The sequence below is a fragment of the Microbispora corallina genome, assembly GCF_016863035.1.
Classification (GTDB): Bacteria; Actinomycetota; Actinomycetes; order Streptosporangiales; family Streptosporangiaceae; genus Microbispora; species Microbispora corallina.
This window is the reverse complement of the sequence record NZ_BOOC01000054.1, coordinates 24767-45012: the sequence shown is the minus strand read 5'-3', so window position 1 is coordinate 45012 and position 20246 is coordinate 24767. Positions and strand designations below refer to the sequence as shown.

The 20246-nt window shown below is 67.6% G+C and carries 18 protein-coding genes and 1 pseudogene; 9 read left to right on the top strand and 10 right to left on the bottom strand.

The features are described from left to right. Positions 1 to 226: pseudogene (locus tag Mco01_RS35830) on the top strand (patatin-like phospholipase family protein); the annotation flags it as partial. 123 nt (positions 227 to 349) lie between these two features. Here the strand turns inward: Mco01_RS35830 and Mco01_RS35825 are convergent. Then, on the bottom strand, positions 350 to 1252 hold the full coding sequence (locus Mco01_RS35825) for a helix-turn-helix transcriptional regulator (protein WP_204061253.1): 903 nt from the start codon (positions 1250 to 1252) through the stop codon (positions 350 to 352). 178 nt (positions 1253 to 1430) lie between these two features. Here Mco01_RS35825 and Mco01_RS35820 point away from each other — a divergent pair, with 178 nt between their 5' ends. Then, positions 1431 to 2882 (top strand): MFS transporter, encoded by a 1452-nt coding sequence (locus tag Mco01_RS35820; protein WP_204061252.1) that lies wholly within the window; start codon positions 1431 to 1433, stop codon positions 2880 to 2882. A 25-nt stretch (positions 2883 to 2907) separates the two neighbouring features. Here the strand turns inward: Mco01_RS35820 and Mco01_RS35815 are convergent, their stop codons facing one another. From Mco01_RS35815 to Mco01_RS35785, 7 genes are all read right to left on the bottom strand, one after another. Next, positions 2908 to 3291, bottom strand: a complete 384-nt coding sequence (locus Mco01_RS35815) for an MmcQ/YjbR family DNA-binding protein (protein WP_239104171.1) — start codon at positions 3289 to 3291, stop codon at positions 2908 to 2910. A gap of 252 nt (positions 3292 to 3543) precedes the next feature. After that, positions 3544 to 4191: a nitroreductase family protein gene (locus Mco01_RS35810; RefSeq protein ID WP_204061251.1), complete on the bottom strand. Its 648-nt coding sequence runs from the start codon at positions 4189 to 4191 to the stop codon at positions 3544 to 3546. A 60-nt stretch (positions 4192 to 4251) separates the two neighbouring features. Beyond that, the gene (locus Mco01_RS35805) at positions 4252 to 5076 is read right to left on the bottom strand and encodes an isocitrate lyase/PEP mutase family protein (protein ID WP_204061250.1); all 825 of its coding nucleotides are present in this window, start codon (positions 5074 to 5076) and stop codon (positions 4252 to 4254) included. A 216-nt stretch (positions 5077 to 5292) separates the two neighbouring features. Continuing rightward, positions 5293 to 5847 carry a carboxymuconolactone decarboxylase family protein gene (locus Mco01_RS35800; RefSeq protein WP_204061249.1) on the bottom strand — a complete coding sequence of 185 codons (555 nt, stop codon included), beginning with the start codon at positions 5845 to 5847 and terminating at the stop codon, positions 5293 to 5295. A gap of 403 nt (positions 5848 to 6250) precedes the next feature. Beyond that, on the bottom strand, positions 6251 to 6619 hold the full coding sequence (locus Mco01_RS35795) for a GNAT family N-acetyltransferase (RefSeq protein ID WP_204061248.1): 369 nt from the start codon (positions 6617 to 6619) through the stop codon (positions 6251 to 6253). A gap of 197 nt (positions 6620 to 6816) precedes the next feature. Next, positions 6817 to 7443, bottom strand: a complete 627-nt coding sequence (locus Mco01_RS35790) for a TetR/AcrR family transcriptional regulator (protein WP_239104174.1) — start codon at positions 7441 to 7443, stop codon at positions 6817 to 6819. Beyond that, positions 7443 to 7892, bottom strand: a complete 450-nt coding sequence (locus tag Mco01_RS35785) for a hypothetical protein (protein ID WP_204061246.1) — start codon at positions 7890 to 7892, stop codon at positions 7443 to 7445. The genes Mco01_RS35790 and Mco01_RS35785 overlap by 1 nt, the downstream gene beginning before the upstream one ends. A 200-nt stretch (positions 7893 to 8092) precedes the next feature. On the opposite strand from Mco01_RS35785, the gene Mco01_RS35780 reads away from it, so the two are divergent. From Mco01_RS35780 to Mco01_RS35755, 6 genes are all read left to right on the top strand, one after another. Further along, on the top strand, positions 8093 to 8419 hold the full coding sequence (locus tag Mco01_RS35780) for a hypothetical protein (protein WP_204061245.1): 327 nt from the start codon (positions 8093 to 8095) through the stop codon (positions 8417 to 8419). Beyond that, on the top strand, positions 8409 to 11162 hold the full coding sequence (locus Mco01_RS39965) for a tetratricopeptide repeat protein (RefSeq protein ID WP_204061244.1): 2754 nt from the start codon (positions 8409 to 8411) through the stop codon (positions 11160 to 11162). Before Mco01_RS35780 ends, Mco01_RS39965 begins: the two co-directional genes overlap by 11 nt. Before the next feature lie 189 nt (positions 11163 to 11351). Then, positions 11352 to 12269, top strand: coding sequence for an NADP-dependent oxidoreductase (locus Mco01_RS35770; protein WP_204061243.1), 918 nt, complete (start codon positions 11352 to 11354; stop codon positions 12267 to 12269). Between the two features lie 202 nt (positions 12270 to 12471). Then, entirely contained in the window at positions 12472 to 13416 is a 945-nt protein-coding gene (locus Mco01_RS35765; RefSeq protein ID WP_204061242.1) for an NADP-dependent oxidoreductase, read from the top strand. A 59-nt stretch (positions 13417 to 13475) separates the two neighbouring features. Then, on the top strand, positions 13476 to 13928 hold the full coding sequence (locus Mco01_RS35760) for a GNAT family N-acetyltransferase (protein ID WP_204061241.1): 453 nt from the start codon (positions 13476 to 13478) through the stop codon (positions 13926 to 13928). Between the two features lie 83 nt (positions 13929 to 14011). Continuing rightward, positions 14012 to 15310, top strand: coding sequence for an MFS transporter (locus Mco01_RS35755; protein WP_204061240.1), 1299 nt, complete (start codon positions 14012 to 14014; stop codon positions 15308 to 15310). Between the two features lie 138 nt (positions 15311 to 15448). Here the strand turns inward: Mco01_RS35755 and Mco01_RS35750 are convergent, their stop codons facing one another. Together Mco01_RS35750 and Mco01_RS35745 are read right to left on the bottom strand one after the other, a co-directional pair. Then, the gene (locus Mco01_RS35750; protein ID WP_204061239.1) at positions 15449 to 16087 is read right to left on the bottom strand and encodes a sigma-70 family RNA polymerase sigma factor; all 639 of its coding nucleotides are present in this window, start codon (positions 16085 to 16087) and stop codon (positions 15449 to 15451) included. 573 nt (positions 16088 to 16660) lie between these two features. After that, positions 16661 to 17836 (bottom strand): endo-1,4-beta-xylanase, encoded by a 1176-nt coding sequence (locus Mco01_RS35745; RefSeq protein WP_204061238.1) that lies wholly within the window; start codon positions 17834 to 17836, stop codon positions 16661 to 16663. A 915-nt stretch (positions 17837 to 18751) separates the two neighbouring features. Between Mco01_RS35745 and Mco01_RS35740 the strand changes: the two genes are divergently transcribed. Continuing rightward, positions 18752 to 20209: an MDR family MFS transporter gene (locus tag Mco01_RS35740; protein WP_239104170.1), complete on the top strand. Its 1458-nt coding sequence runs from the start codon at positions 18752 to 18754 to the stop codon at positions 20207 to 20209. The last annotated feature ends 37 nt before the right edge of the window (positions 20210 to 20246 follow it).

Below are 20246 nucleotides of genomic sequence, written 5' to 3'. Positions count from 1 at the left end.
TGCGGATGTGTTGATCGTTGCTGAGCCGATGGCACACATGTCTGGTACGAACGGTGTTGCGGCAGGTGCGGGGGTGGTCATACGGCTGGTTCCGGACGCCGAGGCGATCGAGGCGTTCGGTCCGAACATCACCGACCGGGCCACCTGGGCACCCGCATATCAGGCCGGCCTCAGGCAGGCTTCCGACGCCGCCGAGCGTATTAGGGCAAGCTCCGTGATCATGTGATGGGTCCCGGAGCCAGACGCGGATCGAGGCGGCGGAGTAGGCCTTGTCGGCCATCGCCCGCGCCGGTCGGGTGTGCGGCTTGCGTTCCTACGGAAACCGGAGGGGCTCGGCCCGCCCCGGCGATCAGAGGCGTTCGCCGGTTTGGCGTGCCGTGGTGGCCTCGTCCGGGCCGGTCAGGGCGGGCCGGGCGTGGGCAAGGGCGCTGAGCAGCCGCAGAGCAGCGTCAGAGGGGCTGCCGGGGATGGTGTGGTAGGTCATGATCCGCTGCCAGCTGTCGTCGGGAACGTGCAGGATCCCGAACTCCAGCTCCATGTCGCCCGCCTGGGGGTGGCGGAACCGTTTACGGCCGGAGAAGCAGGTGCGGATGGGGTGGTCGGCCCACAGCGACGCGAACTCAGGGCTTTTCACTGTGAGTTCGCCGACGAGCTCGGCGAGACCGCGGTCGTCGGGGTAGCGGCCGGCGACCAACCGCAGTGAGGCGACCGCGCGCAGGGCCTCGCGCTCCCAGTCGGGATACAGGGCGCGCGTCCGGTCGTCGAGAAACAGCATCCGGGTGAGGTTGGGCGGCCGCCCGGCGGAGATACCGAAGTCCAGATGGCAGGCCAGGAGCGCGTGCCCCAGCCGGTTCCAGGCCAGCACGTCGCTCCGCCGGTCCAAGACGGCGGCCGGGACGTCCGTCATCGCCTCGATCAGCCGGACGGTGCCGGCCCGGCCGCCGCTCGGACCCTGGGGTTCCCGGCCGCGCCGGATCGGGCGGGCCAACGTGTGCAGGTGGGCCCGTTCGTCGTCGTCGAGGTTGAGGACTCTGCCGATCGCGTTGATCACCGCGTCCGACACGTTCATGGCCTGTCCCTGCTCCAGGCGCGTGTAGTAGGTCAGGCTCACTCCGGCCAGCTGCGCCAGTTCCTCCCGCCGCAGACCCGGGACGCGGCGGGTCCCGTAGGACACCATCCCGACCTCCTCGGGGGTGAGCCGGGCCCGTCGGCTGCGCAGAAACCCGCCCAGAGAATCACCGGAGTCGCTCATTTCCCCATTGTCGCTGCTCAGCGGCCATGCAATCACCGTGAGCCTGTCACTGGCAGTGCCAGGCACCACGAGGCTGGGCTGCTCGGGGACCTGGCTGCACGCATGGCCCGCTGGTCGGATGGGTGACCGGAACCGAAAGCGCGTTCACCGTCCGTCGACGAAAGGCGTCCCTGCGATCATGACCAGCACCTTCCCGGCGCGCTCCTCGGGCGGCCCGCGCGGCCGGGCCGACCGGACGACCGTTCGGCAGGGCCTGGCCCTGGCCGTCCTGCTGACGGCCAACTTCACCGTGACGGCCGACTTCTCGATCCTCAACGTCGCCCTGCCCCGCATCGGCGCGGAGATCGGCTTCTCCCTCGGCGGGCTGCAGTGGGTCGCCACGTCTTTCTCGCTGTGCTCGGCCGGGTTCATCTTGCTGTTCGGCCGGATAGCCGACCTGTTCGGTCGCCGCCGCATCTTCCTGCTCGGTATCGCCGCCCTCGGAGCCTCCTCCCTGGCCGGAGGCCTCGCAGCCGCACCTTGGATACTCATCGTCGCGCGTGTGATCCAGGGGTTGGCGACCGCAGCGGTGACCCCGGCCGCCCTGTCGCTGCTGACGACGTCGTTCCCCGAAGGGCCGCTGCGCGAGCGCGCGCTCGGACTCAACGGCGCACTGATGGCCGGAGGATTCACCACCGGCGCCGTTGCCGGAGGGCTGCTGACCGACCTGCTCAGCTGGCGATGGGCGTTCTTCGTCAACGTGATCATCGCGGTCGCCGTCCTGGCCGCCGGGCCGACCGTCCTGCCCGAGAGCAGGCCACGACGCCGCCCCCGGATGGACATCCCTGGCGCGCTGACCGTCACCCTGGCCCTGCTGGCCCTGATCTACGGTCTCACCCAGGCCGGCGAACGCTCCTGGACCGACCCGCACGTCTACGCCGCCCTCGCCCTGGGCGCCACGCTTCTGGCCCTGTTCGCCGCCGTCGAAAAACGGGCGGACGAGCCTCTGATCCCCACGCGGATCCTGCGCCTGCCCGCCGTCCGCTGCGGCAACATCGCCGGGCTCCTGGCCTTCGCGACCATCACCTCCGTCGTCTACCTCCAGACCCTCTACTCCCAGGACGTCCTAGGCCACTCCCCGCTGTGGACCGGGTGTTCCTTCACCGCCATGGGCGGCGGCAGCATTCTCGGTGGCGCGCTCGGCCCGAAGATCATCGCCCGCATCGGTATCCGCACCGCCTTCACCTTGGGTCTCACCCTCCAGGGCGTGACCACCCTGCCCCTGGCCTTCCTGGGCTTCGATGGCGCCTGGACGGCCGTGCTGCTGGCCGCGACGTTCCTGGCCGGAGCTGGCAACCTTGTCGCGATCGTCGCGTTCATGGTCACCGCCACCAGCGGCCTGTCCGATCGGGACCAGGGCATTGCCACCGGCCTGGCCACCATGAGTCAGCAGATCGGCTTCACCGTCGGCATCCCCGTCATGTCCGCGATCACCACCGCCCGCCTCCATGCCCTGGGCGCCTCCACCCCTTACACCCTCCTGCACTCCCTGACGCTGGCCCTGGCTGTCAACGCGCTTATCTGTCTGGCCAGCGCCCCCCTCCTCCATCGGGTTCTGCCCGCCTCCGGTCCCCGCCCGGCCACATCATGATCACCGCTGATGGGCACGACGAAGGTCAGGCGCGGCGGCCGTAGGTCCGCGGATCCACGGGCTGCTCGGACTTGGGAAGCCCGTCGACCACGAGACGGTAGGAGTCGAGCACGAGCTCCTTCACCAGCTTCTCGTCGACGGTGCCCCCGCCTTGCACCGTGATCCAGTGCCTCTTGTTCATGTGATAGCCGGGGGTGATGTCTGCGTACTGCTCACGCAGGGCTGCGGCGTTGTCCGGATCAGCTTTCAGGATCACGACGGGGCGCCCCGGCATGTCGGTCATGAGCATGAAGACCTTGCCGCGCACCTTGTAGAGCTCCCAGTCGGGGTCGAAACGACGCTCCAGGTCGGCGCCAGGCAGTTCCATGGTGCAGTCGCCCGCGATCTTCTGCAGTTCCTGTCCGTCCAAGGTGATCAACTCCTCTGTCGATCCGAGTGCCCCGACCGGCGGCACAAGGCCCAACGTGGCGTCTGGCGCATGGCCGCCACGAACGGCGGCGTCCGCACGCCGGCAACAGTGACGGCCAGGACAGTGGCGATGGCCGAGACGATGACCGGCGGCGCCTGCCGCCGGTCTGGTCGTCCCGGCTGGGCCGACTCGAAGACCGAGGTGCCCGCGGTCCGCGTACTTCGGCCACAGTCGTTCCGATGTGGGGGATGCTCAGGCGAAGGTGAACAGCTGGTCGGCGTCGAAGCGCGAGATCGGGTCGGTGTACACCTTCGTAAGGTCGGGGTAGCCGAGGGCCAGCAGCACTGTCGTGGTGTGTCCGGTTTCGCGAATCTTGAACGCCTTATCGACGCTGGTCGGGTCGAACCCTTCGAGCGGCATGGCTTCGACGCCGAGTTCGGCGGCCGCCATCATGGTCATGCCCAGCGCCATATAGGTCTGTTTCTCCATCCAGTGGTTCACGTCCTTGTAGCCGTAGTTGCGCAGGTTGAGGAAGTCACGGGTCATTGACTGCCACAGCGCGCGCTTCGCCGGGTCGCCGAACCGACCGTCGGCGGTCTCCTTGTCGAACACCTCTCTGATGTGGCTCTCGGGCAGATCCGCCCGGGTGGTGAGGATGATGGTGTGCGACGCGTTCAGGATCTTCCCGCTGTTGTCTTGGAAACGTTCGCCCAGGTTGGCCACGAGGTGTTCTTTGGCTTCGGCCGTGGCGAGTACGTAGAAGTGGTTGGGCTGGATGTTCGTCGACGACGGCGTGGACCGCAGAAACCTCAACAGTTTTTGAAGGGTTTCTTCCGGGATGGTCTTACTGGGATCGAAAGCCCTGGTGAGGTGCTTGCTCATGAGCTTGTCGAGATCCATGTCAACCTGCCTTCTTCGTGCAATCAGTGGGTGAAGAGCCCGTGATTCGTTGGGTTTGGGCTAGTTCTTGGCGCAGGCGAGTAGTTCGCTGATGCGCTCGAAGCTGATGCCTGTCGTCGCCGAGGCGAGGTCGCCCGCGACGAGCGCCTGGGTGGCCTGTTCCAGTGCCCCCATCACGTGGACGTAGAGGAACGGACCCAAGCTGATGCGTTTGACCCCGGCCTTCTGCAGTTCGGCAACGGTCAGCACCTCGTCCGACGGTGACACGAGCACGTTGACCGGTGTCGGCGCGACCGCGGCGACGATCTTCTCAAGTGCGCCTAGGTCGGGCGGGTACGGAGCGTAGAGCACATCCGCGCCGACCTCGGCGAAGGCCGTCAGACGCCGAATGGTGTCGTCGAGATCGGGACGCCCCTGGATGAAGTTGTCGGTGCGGCCGGTGACGACGATGCGCCCCTTGGCTGCCTCGACGGCGCTACGTACGCGGCTGACCGCCTCGTCGAAGTCGCGGATGGGTTGATCGGGATTGCCCGAGGTGTCCTCGATCCCGATACCGGCCAGACCAGACTCCACGGCGGCCTCAACGGTCGCCGCGACGTCTTCAAGCGTGTCGCCGTAACCGTCCTCGAAGTCTCCGTTGACGGGCAGCCCGGTGAGTCGGCCGAGCAGTCGCGCATGCTCGAGATGCTCGTCGCGGGTGACTTCGTGACGTCCGTCGGACCGGCCGAGCGTGGCGGCGAGCGCCGCCGACGATGTCGCGATCGCCTCGAAGCCGGCATCGGCCAGCATCAGCGCTGAGAGGCCGTCCCAGGCGTTCGGCATGACGAACCCACCGTCGCGGAGGTGCAGCGCCATGAATTTCTCATAGAGTTCGGAGCCCGACATGTCGAACCTTCCTGGATGATCGATGAGTCGGTGAGCGGTTTGCCGGCGGGTGCGCAGACCGCGTCGAGAGTTCAGGTGGGTGTTTCGATGACGTCGCCTGCCGCCTAGAGATCGGCGATCTTGTTCGCGTTCCGGGCCGGCACAGCTTCGTGCCATGCGCGTGCTCGATCGTGCTCTCGCTCGCCGCGTCGGGCGCCGTCGGCTCCGGGTCCGGGTTTACTGAGCCACGGCTGTATCGGCCGAACCGACGGCGGGGATGTCGAGGTCGGTCTGGTTGACGTTGTTGATGAAGTTGGTGAGCAGGAATTGCACTGCCAACGCGACGATCGCCAGGATCTGCGGATCGGTGTACCCGGCGCCTCGCACGTCCGCGAGCTCGGCGTCGCTGACCTTCCCGCGGCTGTCGACCACCCGTTGCGCGAAGCGGGCGGCCGCGGCGCGTTTGGGATCGACCGAGCTCCCGAGGCGGCCGAGTTCGATGTCGTCGCCTGACATGCGGCTGAATTCGGTCGCGACGTGGGTGTGCATCGCCAGGCAGTAACCGCAGCCGTTGGCTTGCGACACGGCCAGCGCGATGCTGTGCCGGGTCTTCGCGTCCAGAACCCGGCTCAAGGTGCCTTGCAGAGTCGTGACGACCTCGAGAACGGTCGGGTTCGACGCGATGGTCTTGAACATGTTGGGGACGAAGCCGAGCTGCGCACCAACGGTGTCGAGTATTCGCTGCGCGCCGGCGGGTACATCCTCTGGGGCGGGAACGTTCAGTCGTGACACAGCGAATCGACCTCCCGGTCGTGGCGTAAGTAGTCGTCGTCGAGCCGAAGTCGGGCTCTTAGTGCTTGAGAGTTCCGCCGCAGGCCTTACCTGCGCCGGCCGCAACCTGGCCGGTGGCGTCAGTGCGCCGGGCGCCGGGTGCCCTGCATTGCGAGGGGTGACTCCGTCGGCGCCGAAGTCGGGATCTCTTCCAACGGGAACCGCTGTAACAGGACTATATAGTCCAAAAACTGCGGTTACAACCATCTGTCGTAACGAAAGCCCCAAGCCGCACGGGGCGACGCCCATCCGGATCCCTGGCGTGCACCCCGAGTGGGAGGTTGATCAGAGCGCCGAGTCGTTCTCGCAAGCGACCTGACAGGTGAGACATCGATCTCGGTCGGCCGGTGATGGCTGCGTGGTCTCAGCCACGGGCCTTCGCGAGCGCCGCCTCGGCGGACGCACGATCGGGGTAGCCGGGGTTTCGAGCGTCGATCAGATCGGCATAGGCGGTCGTTCGCGAGAGGTAGTCGACCACAAAGGGGCAGATTGCGGTGATCGTGCCCTCGCGGGCGCGGATCTCGTCGAGGACTCGCAGCACCATCGCACCGGCGACACCTTGGTGTTGATGACTGGGCTCGACTTCGGTGTGCTGGAGGGCGTACCGGTTGGGCTTCAGATGGGTGTAGTAGAGCCAGCCGACCAGTTCGCCGTCCCGGTACAACTCGAAGCGGCCTCGGCTGGTGTTGTCGATCAGATCTTTGGCCGCCGGTGCCTGTTCTTCCCTGCTCATCGGCCCACTCCTTCGACGTGCATCTGCGGCGTGCGTTCAGATAGTCCTCGTCTTGGACTCTGAAGTCCAACTATGGCGTGCGAAAGCCCTGGGAGCAAAGCTGGAGTGTGTAAGTTGGACTGTACGGTCCACTGGCCCCTCGCTGGTGCCTGGCTAGGGCTCGCGCGTGCGAGTGGTGAGGTCCAGTGGCGATGAGCTCAACGTTCAGACAGGCTCTCGATGTACGCAAGTGCCATGTCGATTGACGTTGCCATCGGTGTGACATCGCGCGCAGTCTGGGCCAGCATGTACCCGCCCTGGAGGGCGGCCATGAGCCCGGTCGCGAGCTGGTCTATCGACGCCTCGGGCGGAAGCGCGCCACCGTCTTGAAGCCGTCGCAACACGGCTGCCAGGAGTCCCTGCCATTCGGTGAACAGTTGAGACAGGGCTTGGCGCGCGAGAGCGTCTTGATCGGAGACCTCGGAGGCCAGCGAGCCGAGCGCACAGCCGTAGGCTCCATGCCGAACCGCATTGTTCTGGACCAACGCGTCCCGCCAGCGTCGCAGGCCTCGGATCGTCGAGACACGGCCGAGGGCCTCGCGCTCGCGTTCGATGACGCGTTCTCCCACGTGGTCGATGACGGCCCGTACGAGCGCGTCCTTGCCGTCGAAGTGGTGGTACAACTGCGACTTGCTCACTCCGCTCGCCGCTAGCACCTCATCAAGCGTGGTAGCCCCGACTCCTTGGACGTACATCAGGTCGGTTGCCGCGGCGACGATTCTTGCCCGCGTCTTTGCACCGCGCGCCGTCAGGCGTCTGCCATTGTGCGAGTCCGCGGTCGTCATCACGGGTTCATGCTACCGATCGGGCAGTTGTCCTCGGTTGCCGCAAAAGGCGCGAGCGCGAGGTCGAGCGCGGCGTTGAGTGGCCAAGGGTCTTGTGAAATCTGACTCAGGGTGCTGCCTCCATGCAGCGCCGCAAGAATCAGCACCGCAGTCTTCTGGGCGTCGACATCGGCCCTATGAGACTGGTCTGAGGAGAAGTGCGTGTCGCCCGTGGTGCCGGACTGCAGCAACCGGTCAACCGTCTCGGCGATGAGATCGCGCCACCGATCGAGGAAGTCGGCTCGGTCGGGCACATCACCTGCTTGCCGCATCGCCAGCACGTACGGCGACAGTGGGGTCATGAGCTCCTCGACCACCCGGCGGCGCCAGCCGGCCAGCTTCGCCCCGTCAGTGACTCCAGCCAGACATGCGCTCTCGCGGGCCAAGACTTCCGCGAAGTGCGTCCTCATCGATCCCTCCTGGCCCGTCGACAACACACACGTATGCTGCCACATTATGGGACTAATTAGTCCACTTTGAGCCGTTGGGCCTATCGACTGCAACGCTCTGGACCGCCTTATAAGAGCGCATCCCACCGTCCCGCACTGTTGATCCCGTGATATCCGGCAATCGCCCTCTGGCTTTGGGGCGGTGATTCATGATGAAGAGCATGGGACGCGGGCGAATGGCGGCGTGGGTCGGCGGCGCGGTGGCGGGTGCCGGGTGCATCGTGGCCGGAGTGCTGCTGGTACGGGCCGGGCTGGATGACGCCGACAAGTGGGCGAGCGTCATCGGGATGTGCATCGCGGCGGCCGGGCTGCCGCTGGCGGTCTACAGCATCGTCCTTGCCCGCCGCTCTCTCACCACCCCGCCCCCCACGCAGGTCTCAGCCCAGCCCGCAGCACAACCAGGTCACGTCGTGTCCGGATCCACCATCGAGGGGGACAACATCCAGATCGGCCGCGCCCGGGATGTGGACATTCGCCGTGAGCGCTGAGGCCACCTCCCCCGGCGGGTCACCGCCCGGTGTCCCAGCGGTGTCGGGCTCGCGGATCGGCGGGCACAACATCCAGATCGGTACGGTCGGCGGCGATGTGCTGATCGCGCTGGATCGGCCCGCCTATCGGTTGGAGATGCTCCAGGACACCCCGGAGGCCCGCCTGCCGCGTTCTCGGCGCGGTCCCAGTTATCTGCTGGACGTGCAGCGCCAGGTGGTGCCGTACCGGCCGCGCCCGGACGAGGAACAGGCGTTGAAGAAGTGGCGGGATGATTCCGCCGTACCCGTGTCGGTGGTCTTGTTGCATGGCCCTGGCGGGCAGGGCAAGACCCGCCTGGCCGCCCAGTTCGCCTCCATCAGCCATGCCGACGGGTGGGCAGTGGCCCAGGCGGTGGAGAAAACCCCCCGGCTACGTGACGGCACGGGCGCGGTGGAGCTGGATCGCGGCCAACCGCTGCTGGTGGTGGCTGACTACGCCGAACGCTGGCACCCGTCCGTCCTGGCCCAGATGATCGACGGGCTCGCGTGGGACCTGCCCGGCCGCACCATCCGTCTGCTGCTGCTGGCTCGACCGGGGGAAGGTCTGTGGCGGAGCCTGTGCGCGCAACTGGACCGTACCCCCGCCGATCTGGCCGACCCCATCGCCCTGGGCGACTTCGCAGGATCCGCCGACCGCGAGCAGGCCTATCAGCAGGCTGCCGCCGCATTCGCCGTCCATCTGGAGCACGCCGGCCCTCTGCCGGTGCCGCCGGCCGACCTGGACCACCCCGACTACGCTTCAGCGCTGACGTTGCACATGGCCGCCCTGGCCGCACTCTACGCCGACCAGCGGGACGCCCCGGGTCCGGACCGGGCGGGCCTGTCGGACTACCTGATCAACCACGAGATGCGCTACTGGCAGGCGACAGCGCCCGGCTTCGCCTCCCCGAGTGTCATCGAGCGCATGGTGTTCCTGTCCACCCTCTTCGGCCCCCTGGAGGATCTGGACCAGGCGCGCGCCCTGTTGCTCCTCGCTCACCTGGCCGACGGCCCCGCGCAAGCCGGGCTGCTGGTGGACGTCCATCACCGTCTCTACCCTCCTGCGACAGTCACCCGGCCCGATCAGGTGCCGGCCCGGTCCACGGGACGCATTGACCATGCCGCCACGGGCGGGTTCCTGCTTCCGCTGCTCCCGGACCGGTTCGGTGAGGACTTCGTCGCCGCCCTGCTGCGCCACCACGCGTCTGAGGCAGTTCAGACCCTGGTCACCCTCACAGCGACCGGCGACACGCTCGCTGAGAAAGGGAACACACCACAGGGTCTTTCTCCCGCGGCGCTGCGGCGCTGCTTGATCGTGCTCACCGCCGCCGCGGCCCGTCACCCCCAGGCCCGCACGCTGCTGCTGGAGTTGCTGGACCAGCGGCCGGAGTTGGCCCGGCACGCGACCGCGGACCTGATCGATCTGGTCATCGACCATGCCGGTCACCACCTCGCCGCCCGCTTCTATGACGCCCTCCCTGCCTACAGCACCGACCTGCTCCAAGCCGCCCGCGACCTCGCCCGCCACCTGCTGCACACCTTGCCAGCCGATGCACCCCCGGCTGAGCGCGCCTACCGGGTCGCCGCCCTGGGGATGCGGTTGGCGGAGGCGGGGGATAGGCGGGGGGCGTTGGAGCCTGCGCGGGAAGCGGTGGGGCTCTACCGTCGGTTGGCCGAAGCGGAGCCGGCGGCCTATCTTCCCTTCCTCGCGGCGAGCTTGACCGACCTGTCGATGCGGTTGTCGGCGGTAGGGGACAAGCGAGGGGCCTTGGAGCCTTCGCAGGAGGCGGTGGGCCTCTTTCAATGGTTGGCCGAAGCGGAGCCGGCGGCCTATCTTCCCTTCCTCGCGGGGAGCCTGAACAGCCTGGCGATCCGGTTGGCGGAGGTGGGGGACAAGCGAGGGGCCTTGGAGCCTGCGCGGGAGGCGGTGGGGATTCGGCGCCGGTTGGCGGAGGCCGACCCGGCGGCTTATCTCCCCGACCTTGCGGCAATCTTGAACAACCTGGGGATCTTCCTGTCGGCGGCGGGGGATGAGCGAGGGACGTTGGAGGTCTCGCGGGAGGCGGTGGAGATTCGGCGCCGGTTGGCGGAGGCCGACCCGGCGGCTTATCTCCCCGCCCTCGCGGCGAGCTTGAACAACCTGGGGATGCAGTTGTTCGAGGCGGGGGATGAGCGGGGGGCGTTGGAGGTCTTGCGGGAGGCGGTGGAGATTCGGCGCCGGTTGGCGGAGGCCGACCCGGTGGCCTACCTCTTCGACCTCGCGGGGAGCTTGAACAACCTGGGGATGCAGTTGTTGGGGGCGGGGGATGAGCGGGGGGCGTTGGAGGCTTCGCGGGAGGCGGTGGAACTCTGGCGCCGGTTGGCCGAGGCCGAGCCGGCGGCCTGTCTTCCCGACCTCGCGGGGAGTCTGTTGGGGTACGCATGGGTATGCGACGCGACGGGAACGGATCTTCCGGGTGGTCTCTCGGCAGCAGAAGAAGCGATCCGTTACTACCGCCGGTTGGCCGACGAACTCCCCGCGGCCTTCCACGAACTGCTCGGCGGCGCCCAGACCGCAGCAGCGAAAATCAGAGCGCGGTTGATGACGCCGGTCATCCGCCGAGACGACATCGGCGACCTCGACCGCAACGCCCCATGCCCGTGTGGCTCAGGCAAGAAGTACAAGCGCTGTCACGGCACGACCGGCGATGCCGCGGCAGCGCCGGACGACGAAGCGAAATCGTGAGAGGGCATCCAGCAACCCAGCGTTGCGGGGTATGGGCGGGATGATCTTCCCGGGCAGCGCACCCGGGGGCGCACTCCACATCACAGATCCTTCCGGCCGGCTGAGGTAAGACACCGACGTCTGGCGTCACTAAATGTGCGAGCTGAAGTGCCGTGCAGGTGAGCGACAGATACGGGGAGAGGCGTCCGAGTGAAGGCGATTGTGGTGACGGACGAGGCCGCGGGAACGGCTGGGATGACGCTGGCGGAGCGGCCGGAGCCGGAGGCGACCGGGAACGATGTCCTCGTTGAGGTACATGCGTCGGGATTCACCCCCGGCGAACTGACGTGGCCCGGAACCTGGACCGATCGCCTCGGCCGCGACCGGACGCCGTCGATCCCCGGACACGAGGTGGCCGGAGTGGTCACCGCGCTCGGCTATGGCACGAGGGGGCTGTCAGTGGGGCAGCGGGTGTTCGGCCTCGCGGACTGGACTCGCGACGGCACCCTGGCCGAGTACGTAGCCATCGAGGCGCGTAACGTCGCGCCGCTGCCGGGTGACGTCGACTTCACGGTTGGGGCAAGCCTGCCGATCTCGGGGCTGACCGCCTGGCAGGGGCTGTTCGTGCACGGCCGCTTCCAGATGGGGCAGAGCGTCCTCGTGCACGGCGCGGCCGGCGGAGTCGGCTCGATGGTGACTCAACTCGCCAAAGAGGCCGGCGCCTACGTCATCGGCACTGGACGTGCCGCTGACCGGCAGATCGCCCTCGACTTCGGCGCGCAGGAGTTCGTCGACCTCGACAAGGACGCCCTGGAAGACGTCGGCGGAGTCGATCTGGTCTTCGACGTGATCGGCGCCGACATCGGGAGGCGGTCCGCGAGCCTCGTTCGGGCCGGCGGAATGCTGGTGACCATCGCCGGCCCGCCCAAGGCGCAACCGGCGGAGGGTCTGGCGGTCGACTTCGTCGTCGAGGCCGATCGCGCGCAGCTGGGTGAGATCGTCCAGCGGATCCGGGATGGCCGGTTGCGGACCAACATCGGCACCGTCGCGGCGCTCGACGACGCCGTCGCCGCCTTCAACCCGGCCGCGCGGATCAAGGGAAAGACCATAATCCGCGTTCGTCCGTAAGGACGCGGCGCCCGATGTCCTGAGGCTGCGGACGAACATCGGCACCGTCGCGGCGCTCGACGATGCCGTCGTCGCCGTCAACCCGGCCGAGCCGGTCCAAGGCAAGGGCATCGTCGGCGTCCGCCGAAGGGACGCGGAGACCACACAGACACTCATCACGACGTGACAGGTGTCTGTGAGCACTGTTGCAGAGAGGTGTTCAGTGAAAGCGATCGTGGTGACGAACCGGTCCGCGGGAACGGCCGGGATGAAGCTGGTGGAGCGGCCTGATCCGGATGCGGCGAGGCTTGCCAGTCTTGAGGGCGCGACCTACGGCGATGTCGTCGTCGACGTTCACGCGTCGGGATTCACCGGGAACGAGCTGGAGTGGCCCTCGACCTGGATCGATCGCCTCGGCCGTGACCGCACGCCGTCGATCCCCGGACACGAGGTGGCCGGTGTGGTCACCGCCCTCAGCTATGGCACAACCGGCCTGTCGGTCGGGCAGCGGGTGTTCGGCCTCACGGACTGGACTCGCGACGGCACCCTCGCAGAGTACGCAGTCGTCGAGGCGCGCAATCTCGCGCCGCTGCCGGGTGATGTCGACTTCACGGTAGGCGCAGGCGTCGCGATGACGGGCCTGACCGCGTGGCAGGGTCTGTTCGACCACGGCCACCTTCAGGCCGGCCAGAGCGTCCTCGTCCACGGCGCGGCCGGCGCTGTCGGCTCGATGGCGACTCAACTCGCGCGTGAGGCCGGCGCCTACGTCATCGGCACCGGACGCTCCAGCGGCCGGCAGACCGCGCTCGACTTCGGCGCGCACGAGTTCGTCGACCTCGACAGCGACACGCTGGAAGACGTCGGCGGAGTCGACCTGGTTTTCGATGTCATCGGCGGCGACATCCAGCGGCGGTCCACAGGTCTGATCCGAGCCGGGGGAACGCTGGTGACCGTCACCGGACCACCGCAAGCACGGCCTGCGGACGGCCTGGCGATCGACTTCGTCGTCGTGTCCGACCGCTCTCAACTGAATGAGATCGCCCAACGGGTGCGGGACGGACGCGTGCGAACGAACATCGGCACCGTCGCGACCCTCGACGACGCCGTCGCCGCCCTCAACCCGACCGAGCGGGTCAAGGGCAAGACGATCATCCACGTTCGCCCCTGAAGGACACAAGAACAAGCGGCCCCGGCCGGCGAACGAGCAATAAAGGAAGGAACAGCCCGATGACCGACGAGACTGATGCGGCGCGACACGCCTTCGAGCACCCCGACGAAGCCGGATACCCCGACGGGAAAGGCACCCTCAGTCAGGATCAGAGCGTTCTCATCGACGAGCTGCTCGACCATCCCCACGCCCCCGCGTTCGAGTTCGACGTCGTCAACGACGAGAAAGCCGGTATCTACGAAGCCGTCGCCGGCGACCGCGCGATCGCCGGTCTGCCGTACAACGTCGCCGGCGACGACCGACTCGTGTTGCTGGCCACCTCGGTGTTCCCCGAGTTCCGCAAACGGGGCATCGCCACCGAGCTGATCCGACGCGTCCTCGACGACGTGCGCGCGCACGGCAAGACGGTCACCGTCATGTGCCCGATCGTGCGCACCTTCATCGAGAACAACCCGGAGTACGCCGAGCTCGTCGATTCCAAGCACCCAGGAGTAACCAAAGGCCACGGATGACCATGGTTGCTCTCCTCCGCGGTGCGCGGCCACGTCGACGTGCGCGATCCGAAGCTCCAGAAACTTCGGGATGGTTCAGAACAATGGAAAGGCACGGCTCGATGCAAAACGTGGCACCGGCGCTCAACCCGGCTCGTCGGGGCAGAACGTTCCGGCTGGCATTCTTTTCTGCGGTGGTGTCCCTGGTGGCCGCGTTCGCCGCGGTGGGCTCGACGATCCCGCTTTTCAACATCTACCGGGCCGAGGACGGGTTCACCAACGCCGGTATCTCGATGACCGTCGTCGCCTACTCCGCTGCCACTCTCATCACCCTTTTGGTGATGGGACGGCTGTCGAATCATCTGGGCCGCCGGCCCACCTCGATCACGAGCCTCGGCCTTCTCGTGCTGGGTTGTCTGCTGCTGCTGAATGTGCACGACATCGGCGTCCTGATCGCCGGTCGACTCCTGATGGGCCTCGGTGCCGGGCTGGCCAGCAGCAGCCTCACCTCCTACATCGTCGATGCCGCACCGGCCAGGCCGGCCTGGTTGGCCTCCGTCGCCTCCAGCCAGACAGTCATGCTCGGCCTCGCCGTCGGCGCCACCGCCTCCGGAGCCCTGGTCCAGTTCGGCCCCTGGCCACGCGAGCTCATCTACCTGGTTGCCGCCGGCTTCCTCGTCCTGTCCGCCGCACTCGTCGCCGTCAGCCCGGAGACGGCGACTCCGTCGCCGGGCGCTTGGTTGTCACTGCGTCCCCAGGTCCGCGTACCGGCCCGGGTCAGGCACCTGCTCCCCGTCGCGGCAGCGGTGCTCCTGGCCACCTGGGCGACCGGGGCCTTCTACCAGGCCTTCGTGCCGGCGCTCGTCGAAGATCAACTCCACACGCGCAGCCCGCTCGTCCTCGGGCTGGTGTTCGCCGCCTACATGGGTCCCAGTGCTCTCGGTGCTCCCCTCGGCGGCCGGTTCACATCCGCGGCCGCCCAACGCCTCGGCATGGTCGTCTTCCTGAGCGGATGGAGCGGCATCATCACAGCGACCGCCACCGGCACACTGGCGCTGTTCATCGCCGCGACCATCGTCGCGGGCGCCAGTCAAGGCATCGCCATCAGCGCCGCCACCCGCGGTCTGCTGTACGGCAGCACCCTGGCCGACCGGGCACCGATCTTCAGCGCGATCTACCTGCTCTGCTACAGCGGCGCTGCCATCCCCGCCCTGGTCTCCGGCCAACTTTCCGGCACCTTCTCACTGCCGCAGATCGCCCTCGGATACGGCGCACTTGCCCTGGTCGCCACCGTGTTCACCGTCATCGCTGCACGCGACCCCCACCCCGACACGAGCGGGAACAGCCGGCACGGAACTGGTCACGACGAACCTCGCCGTCATCCGGACCCCACTCGACCCTGAGCCGCGGGTCAAGGACGCGCTCGACATGGCGCTCGCGCACATCGAGAGCCCGTCCGCTGGTTGAGCCGACGTCGGCGGCAGGCAATCCCCGGGAGTATCCATCTCAAGAGGTCCAGCCCTGGCGCCCACTGGGCTGTGTCAGGTCGAGCGGGCCTCAGGCGCCTCGGGCAGGTAGCCACTCGCCACCAGCGCGGCGCGGAGTTTCTTCCGGGCGTCGAAGAGCACCTTGTACAGCGCGTTGTGGGTCGAGCCCAGCTCGTCAGCCAGAACATCCATCGGCATGCCGTTGAGGACTGTCGCGACGAACACAATGCGCTGTCGCTCCGACAGATTCTCTTCGACAGCGGTCGAGACCGCCGTCACGAACTCCCGGACGTGCGCCTCGTCGTCGGGGGCCACGTTGAACCTCGAAGCGATCCTGGACCAGTCCTCGTGATCGTAGGGGACCTCGTGGCGACGCCAGAAGTGACGATTCATTTTGGTGGCCACGTTGAAGATCACGAATTTGCTCGCCCACGTGGTGAACCTTGCCTCACCCCGGAACCTGTCCAGACGCTCGCCGATGGCCATCAACGCGTCAGCGGTGGCCTGGTGAGCGATGTCCTCGAGCTCCGGGCCGTCCAGGTCCAGGGCCGGCGCGCGTCGACGTGCCTCATACCTCGCGATGCGAAGCAGCAACGGATACAGCTCCCTGCACGCCGCCTCTCTGACGGGGCCGGCGGCAGCGAGATCACGCACCCATCGACGGTTCTCCCGATCAGTCTCTGGGTCGTCCACTGCCTCCTCTTTCGCCAGAGCACTCCTACACGGCAACTGAGCGGCCGCATAATGGACGAATCAGTCCAGGCAGAAGTGTAGCTGTCGAGAGATTCAACCAATAATTGGACTGTGAAGACCAAAACGCCCGGTGACGGACGCCGGGCCGCGGAGCCGGCTGAGACTCAGATGGCCGGCTCACCTGGCACGCTGCCCCCGTCCTCGTACGCGACCTGCTCGTGCGCTATGGCGGGCTGGGTCGCGAGGAGGTCTCGCCCGTGAGTGCCGTGAGCAGGCCGTTCAAGTCCTGGGCGCATGGGCCGCATGCCAGGAAATGAGCGTGTGGGCCCGGGAACCGCTCGCTCGGGTCGCTGCCCGTAGCAAGGCACTCCGCGTAGACGTCCAGCATGTCCTTGGTCGCGTCACAGCCGGCGTCGCGCGGATCGGTCCGCAGAAAGGCGTCGAGCCGAGCCCAATGATCAGTCAGCTGATCACCCGCCTCGTTCTGTGCGTTGTCAACCATGTCTCCTCCGTGGTTGGCGTACGGCGAACGGGGCCGCCTCCGTGGAGTGCGGCCCCGTTCTCGTCGTACGGTCAGTCGCGACCCGCGCCCGGGCCGGACCGGTGCGGCGCGCCCGAGGCAAGTGCCAGGTCCTGCTGGATCACGTAGTACTGCGACTTGGGCTGCAGGTTCCCGTCATACAGCAGGGCGGCGCCCTCCTGCGGGTCGTCGAACCAGCCGGGGATCCAGGAATACGTGTCGCCGAAGCCCCACGGGGTGAACGAGATGCACTCGCGCACCGCCAGGCAGGCCTTCAGGGCGCGCGACCAGTAGCTCTCCTGGGCGTACGGGGCCAGCGGGTCGGTGGGGGTGTTCTCGTTCGGCGGAGCCTGCGTGAACGTGCGGACGTCCACCTCGGTCTCGGCCACCTTCAGGCCGAGGTCCGCGAAGCGCTGCAGGTTGTTCTGCAGGTCGGGGAAGCCGTACTGGGTGTCCAGGTGGCCCTGGAAGCCGACGCCGTCGATGGGCACACGCTGCGCCTTGAGGCTCTTGACGAGGTCGTACACGGCGTTGCTCTTCACCCCGGTGAACTCGAGGTTGTAGTCGTTGTAGAACAGCAGGGCCTTCGGGTCGGCCTCGTGGGCCCAGCGGAAGGCGTCGGCGATGTAGCCGAGGCCGCCCCACGCCTTGTACCAGATGGTCTGGCGGGGCTGCCCGTTGTCGTCGAACGCCTCGTTGACCACGTCCCACTGCCAGATGTCGCCTCTGAAGTGCTTCACCTGATCCTGGATGTGCTTCTTGAGCAGGACCTTCAGCTCGCTGTTGGACAGGGTGGTGGTGAACCCGTCGGAGGAGAGCCAGGTGGGCAGCTGGTTGTGCCACACCAGCGTGTGGCCGCGGACCAGCTGCTTGTTGTCCTTCGCGAAGGCGACCAGCCGGTCGGCCGCCGCCCAGTCGTAGGTGCCGCGGTTGGGCTCAACGAGCTGCCACTTCATCACGTTTTCGGGGGTGACGGTGGAGAACTGCTCGGCCGCGATCCGGGTGTAGGCGGCGTTGCTGCCGAGCTCGTCCATGTTCACGGCGGTGCCGAAGCGTAAACCGACCCGCGCGCTCAGGGCGCGCAATGAGTCGGCGGGGTAGTGGACGGGCTGTCCGGAGGCAGGCGCGGGGGCGGGGCCGGGTTCGGCCGAGGCCGAGCCGCTGAGAGCCACCCCGCCCAGCAGGATCGTGGCGCTCAAGACGCCGATGGGCAGTGCGGAACGAAGCACAGGTACTCCTCGGGTTGGATGCAGGGATCTGATGGGTACTGTGATCAGGTCAGTCCCGTCGGGCCGGCGGCGCCCTTCGGATCCGAGGCGCGGGGACGACCGTGCCGACGGCGTCAACGGTCTGACTCCGGTCCCCGTCGCCGCCGTGCGTCAGGACCACCACGCGCGGTGTGATCCCTTCTCACAGGCGGCGGATCGGCTCGGCGCCGCCCGGCGATCCCCCGTCGCCTGAAACCCGCGTGCCGAGAACGGCCGCGACGGTCGGCGTCTGCCCCCAGCCGCCGTACGGGACTCGGACGTACGGGACGCACGCCGCCGGGCGGACGGTCGTCTCCGACGGATCGGAGGTCCGCCGGGGCTGGATGCGCCCTGCCCGGCAGCAGTCCTGTCGCGGCCGGCGGAACTACGAGGAGACGTGGCCTGCGCGGGCGCCGGCTTCGGTTGGCCACGATGACTCCATCTTCGCGCGACGAGGACGCCCGAAAGTTTCGACAACATTACGAAAGTAATGCAGACCATAGGAAGCCGGTTGTTGTACGTCAAGACTTGCGATCACCAGTCATTTCATGGTCGCGGCTGGCTCTGGGTCGCTGGATGTGGAAGCCGGCTCCTCGCCTGCGTCAACGCGAACGGAATCTCTGCCGAAACGTTTCGACACCTCTTCCATTGCCGGGAGGGGAGATGATCACGTGAGACGGCGATCTCGACCGGGTCCCCGGCACCGCTCCATGCACGCACCCGGGAGATCGCATCCGCCGCGGGGAAAACCGGGTGACACTTCACGTCCCTTGCCGCGATGCTCGGCATGAGCGCTCAGTTTTGTCGGTGGCATCCGTCAGGATTTCCATGACCGCAACGTCCTGCGAGGCCCAAGGCTGGGGATCCAGCCCCGACAACCACCCTGATCGAGGTGCCGTGACCATCGCACAATCCGACTCACCCGCGAAAGCCGCACCCGCCGTTTCGGGGCGCACCCCGGACGTGATCCGGCTGCTGGTGCTCGCCACGTTCGTGGTCATCCTCAACGAGACGATCATGATCAACGCGATCCCGCGGCTGATGGGCGCTCTGCGCATCACCGAGCAGACCGCGCAGTGGCTCTCGACCGCCTTCATGCTGACCATGGCCGCTGTCATCCCGATCACGGGATGGTTCCTGCAGCGGGTGTCCACCCGTCACGCGTACGCCACCGCGATGGGCCTGTTCCTGCTCGGCACGGCGTTGGCCGCCGCCGCGCCGTCGTTCGAGGTGCTGCTGGGCGCCCGCATCATCCAGGCGTCCGGGACGGCCGTGATGATGCCGCTGCTGATGACCACGTTGATGCAGGTCGTGCCGGAGGGAGACCGCGGCCGGGTGATGGGCAACGTCACCCTGGCCATCTCGGTCGCGCCCGCGATGGGCCCGGCCGTCTCGGGGGTGATCCTCCAGCTGGGGTCCTGGCGACTGCTGTTCGCCGTGGTGCTCCCCATCGCCGCGGTGATCACGTGGCGCGGCCTGAAGCAGCTCGAGAACGTGGGAGATCCCGAGGTCAGCGCCATCGACTGGTTGAGCGTGGTGACCGCCGCCGCCGGCTTCGGCGGCCTGGTCTACGGGCTCAGCCAGTTCGAGGGCGGCGACGTCCGCGTGGCCGCCGCGATGGTGGCGGCGGGCCTGGTGGCCATCGTCGTCTTCGTCGTCCGCCAGCTGTCGTTGCAGAGGCGCGGCGTGCCGCTGATGGATCTGCGGACCCTGCGTCATCGCACCTACACGATCGCGCTGATCCTGATGTCGGTCGCCTTCATGGCGATGCTCGGTTCGATGATTCTGCTCCCGCTGTACCTGCAGAACGTCCGCGAGCTCAGTCCGCTGGAGACCGGGCTCCTCGTGATGCCGGGCGGCCTCGCGATGGGACTGCTCGGTCCGACGGTCGGCCGCCTGTTCGACCGGTTCGGCGGCCGGGTTCTGGTCATTCCCGGCGCAGTCGGAATCACGCTCGCGCTCGCCGGCTTCACCCAGGTCACGATGACCATGCCGTACTGGCAGCTCCTTGGTCTGCACGCGCTGATGATGGTGAGTCTGGCCGCGACCTTCACCCCGGTGTTCACCCTCGGGCTCGGAGCGGTTCCTCCGCACCTCTACTCCCACGGCAGCTCGATCCTGAGCACGCTGCAGCAGGTCGCCGCGGCTTTTGGCACCGCGCTCGTGATCACCGTGATGAGCGCGCGAGCCGATGCCCTGAAGTCCGCAGGAGTCACACAGGTGCTCGCCAACCTCGACGGCATGCGGCTGGCCTTCGTCATCGGCGCGGTGCTGTCGCTGGCTGTGGTGGTCACCGCCGTGCTCCTCCCGGCCCGGGCGGACAGCGTCGTCGAGGTTGAGGAAGCCGGCCGCTGAGACCGGTGTGACAGCGGTGAAGCGACGAGCGGCGCAT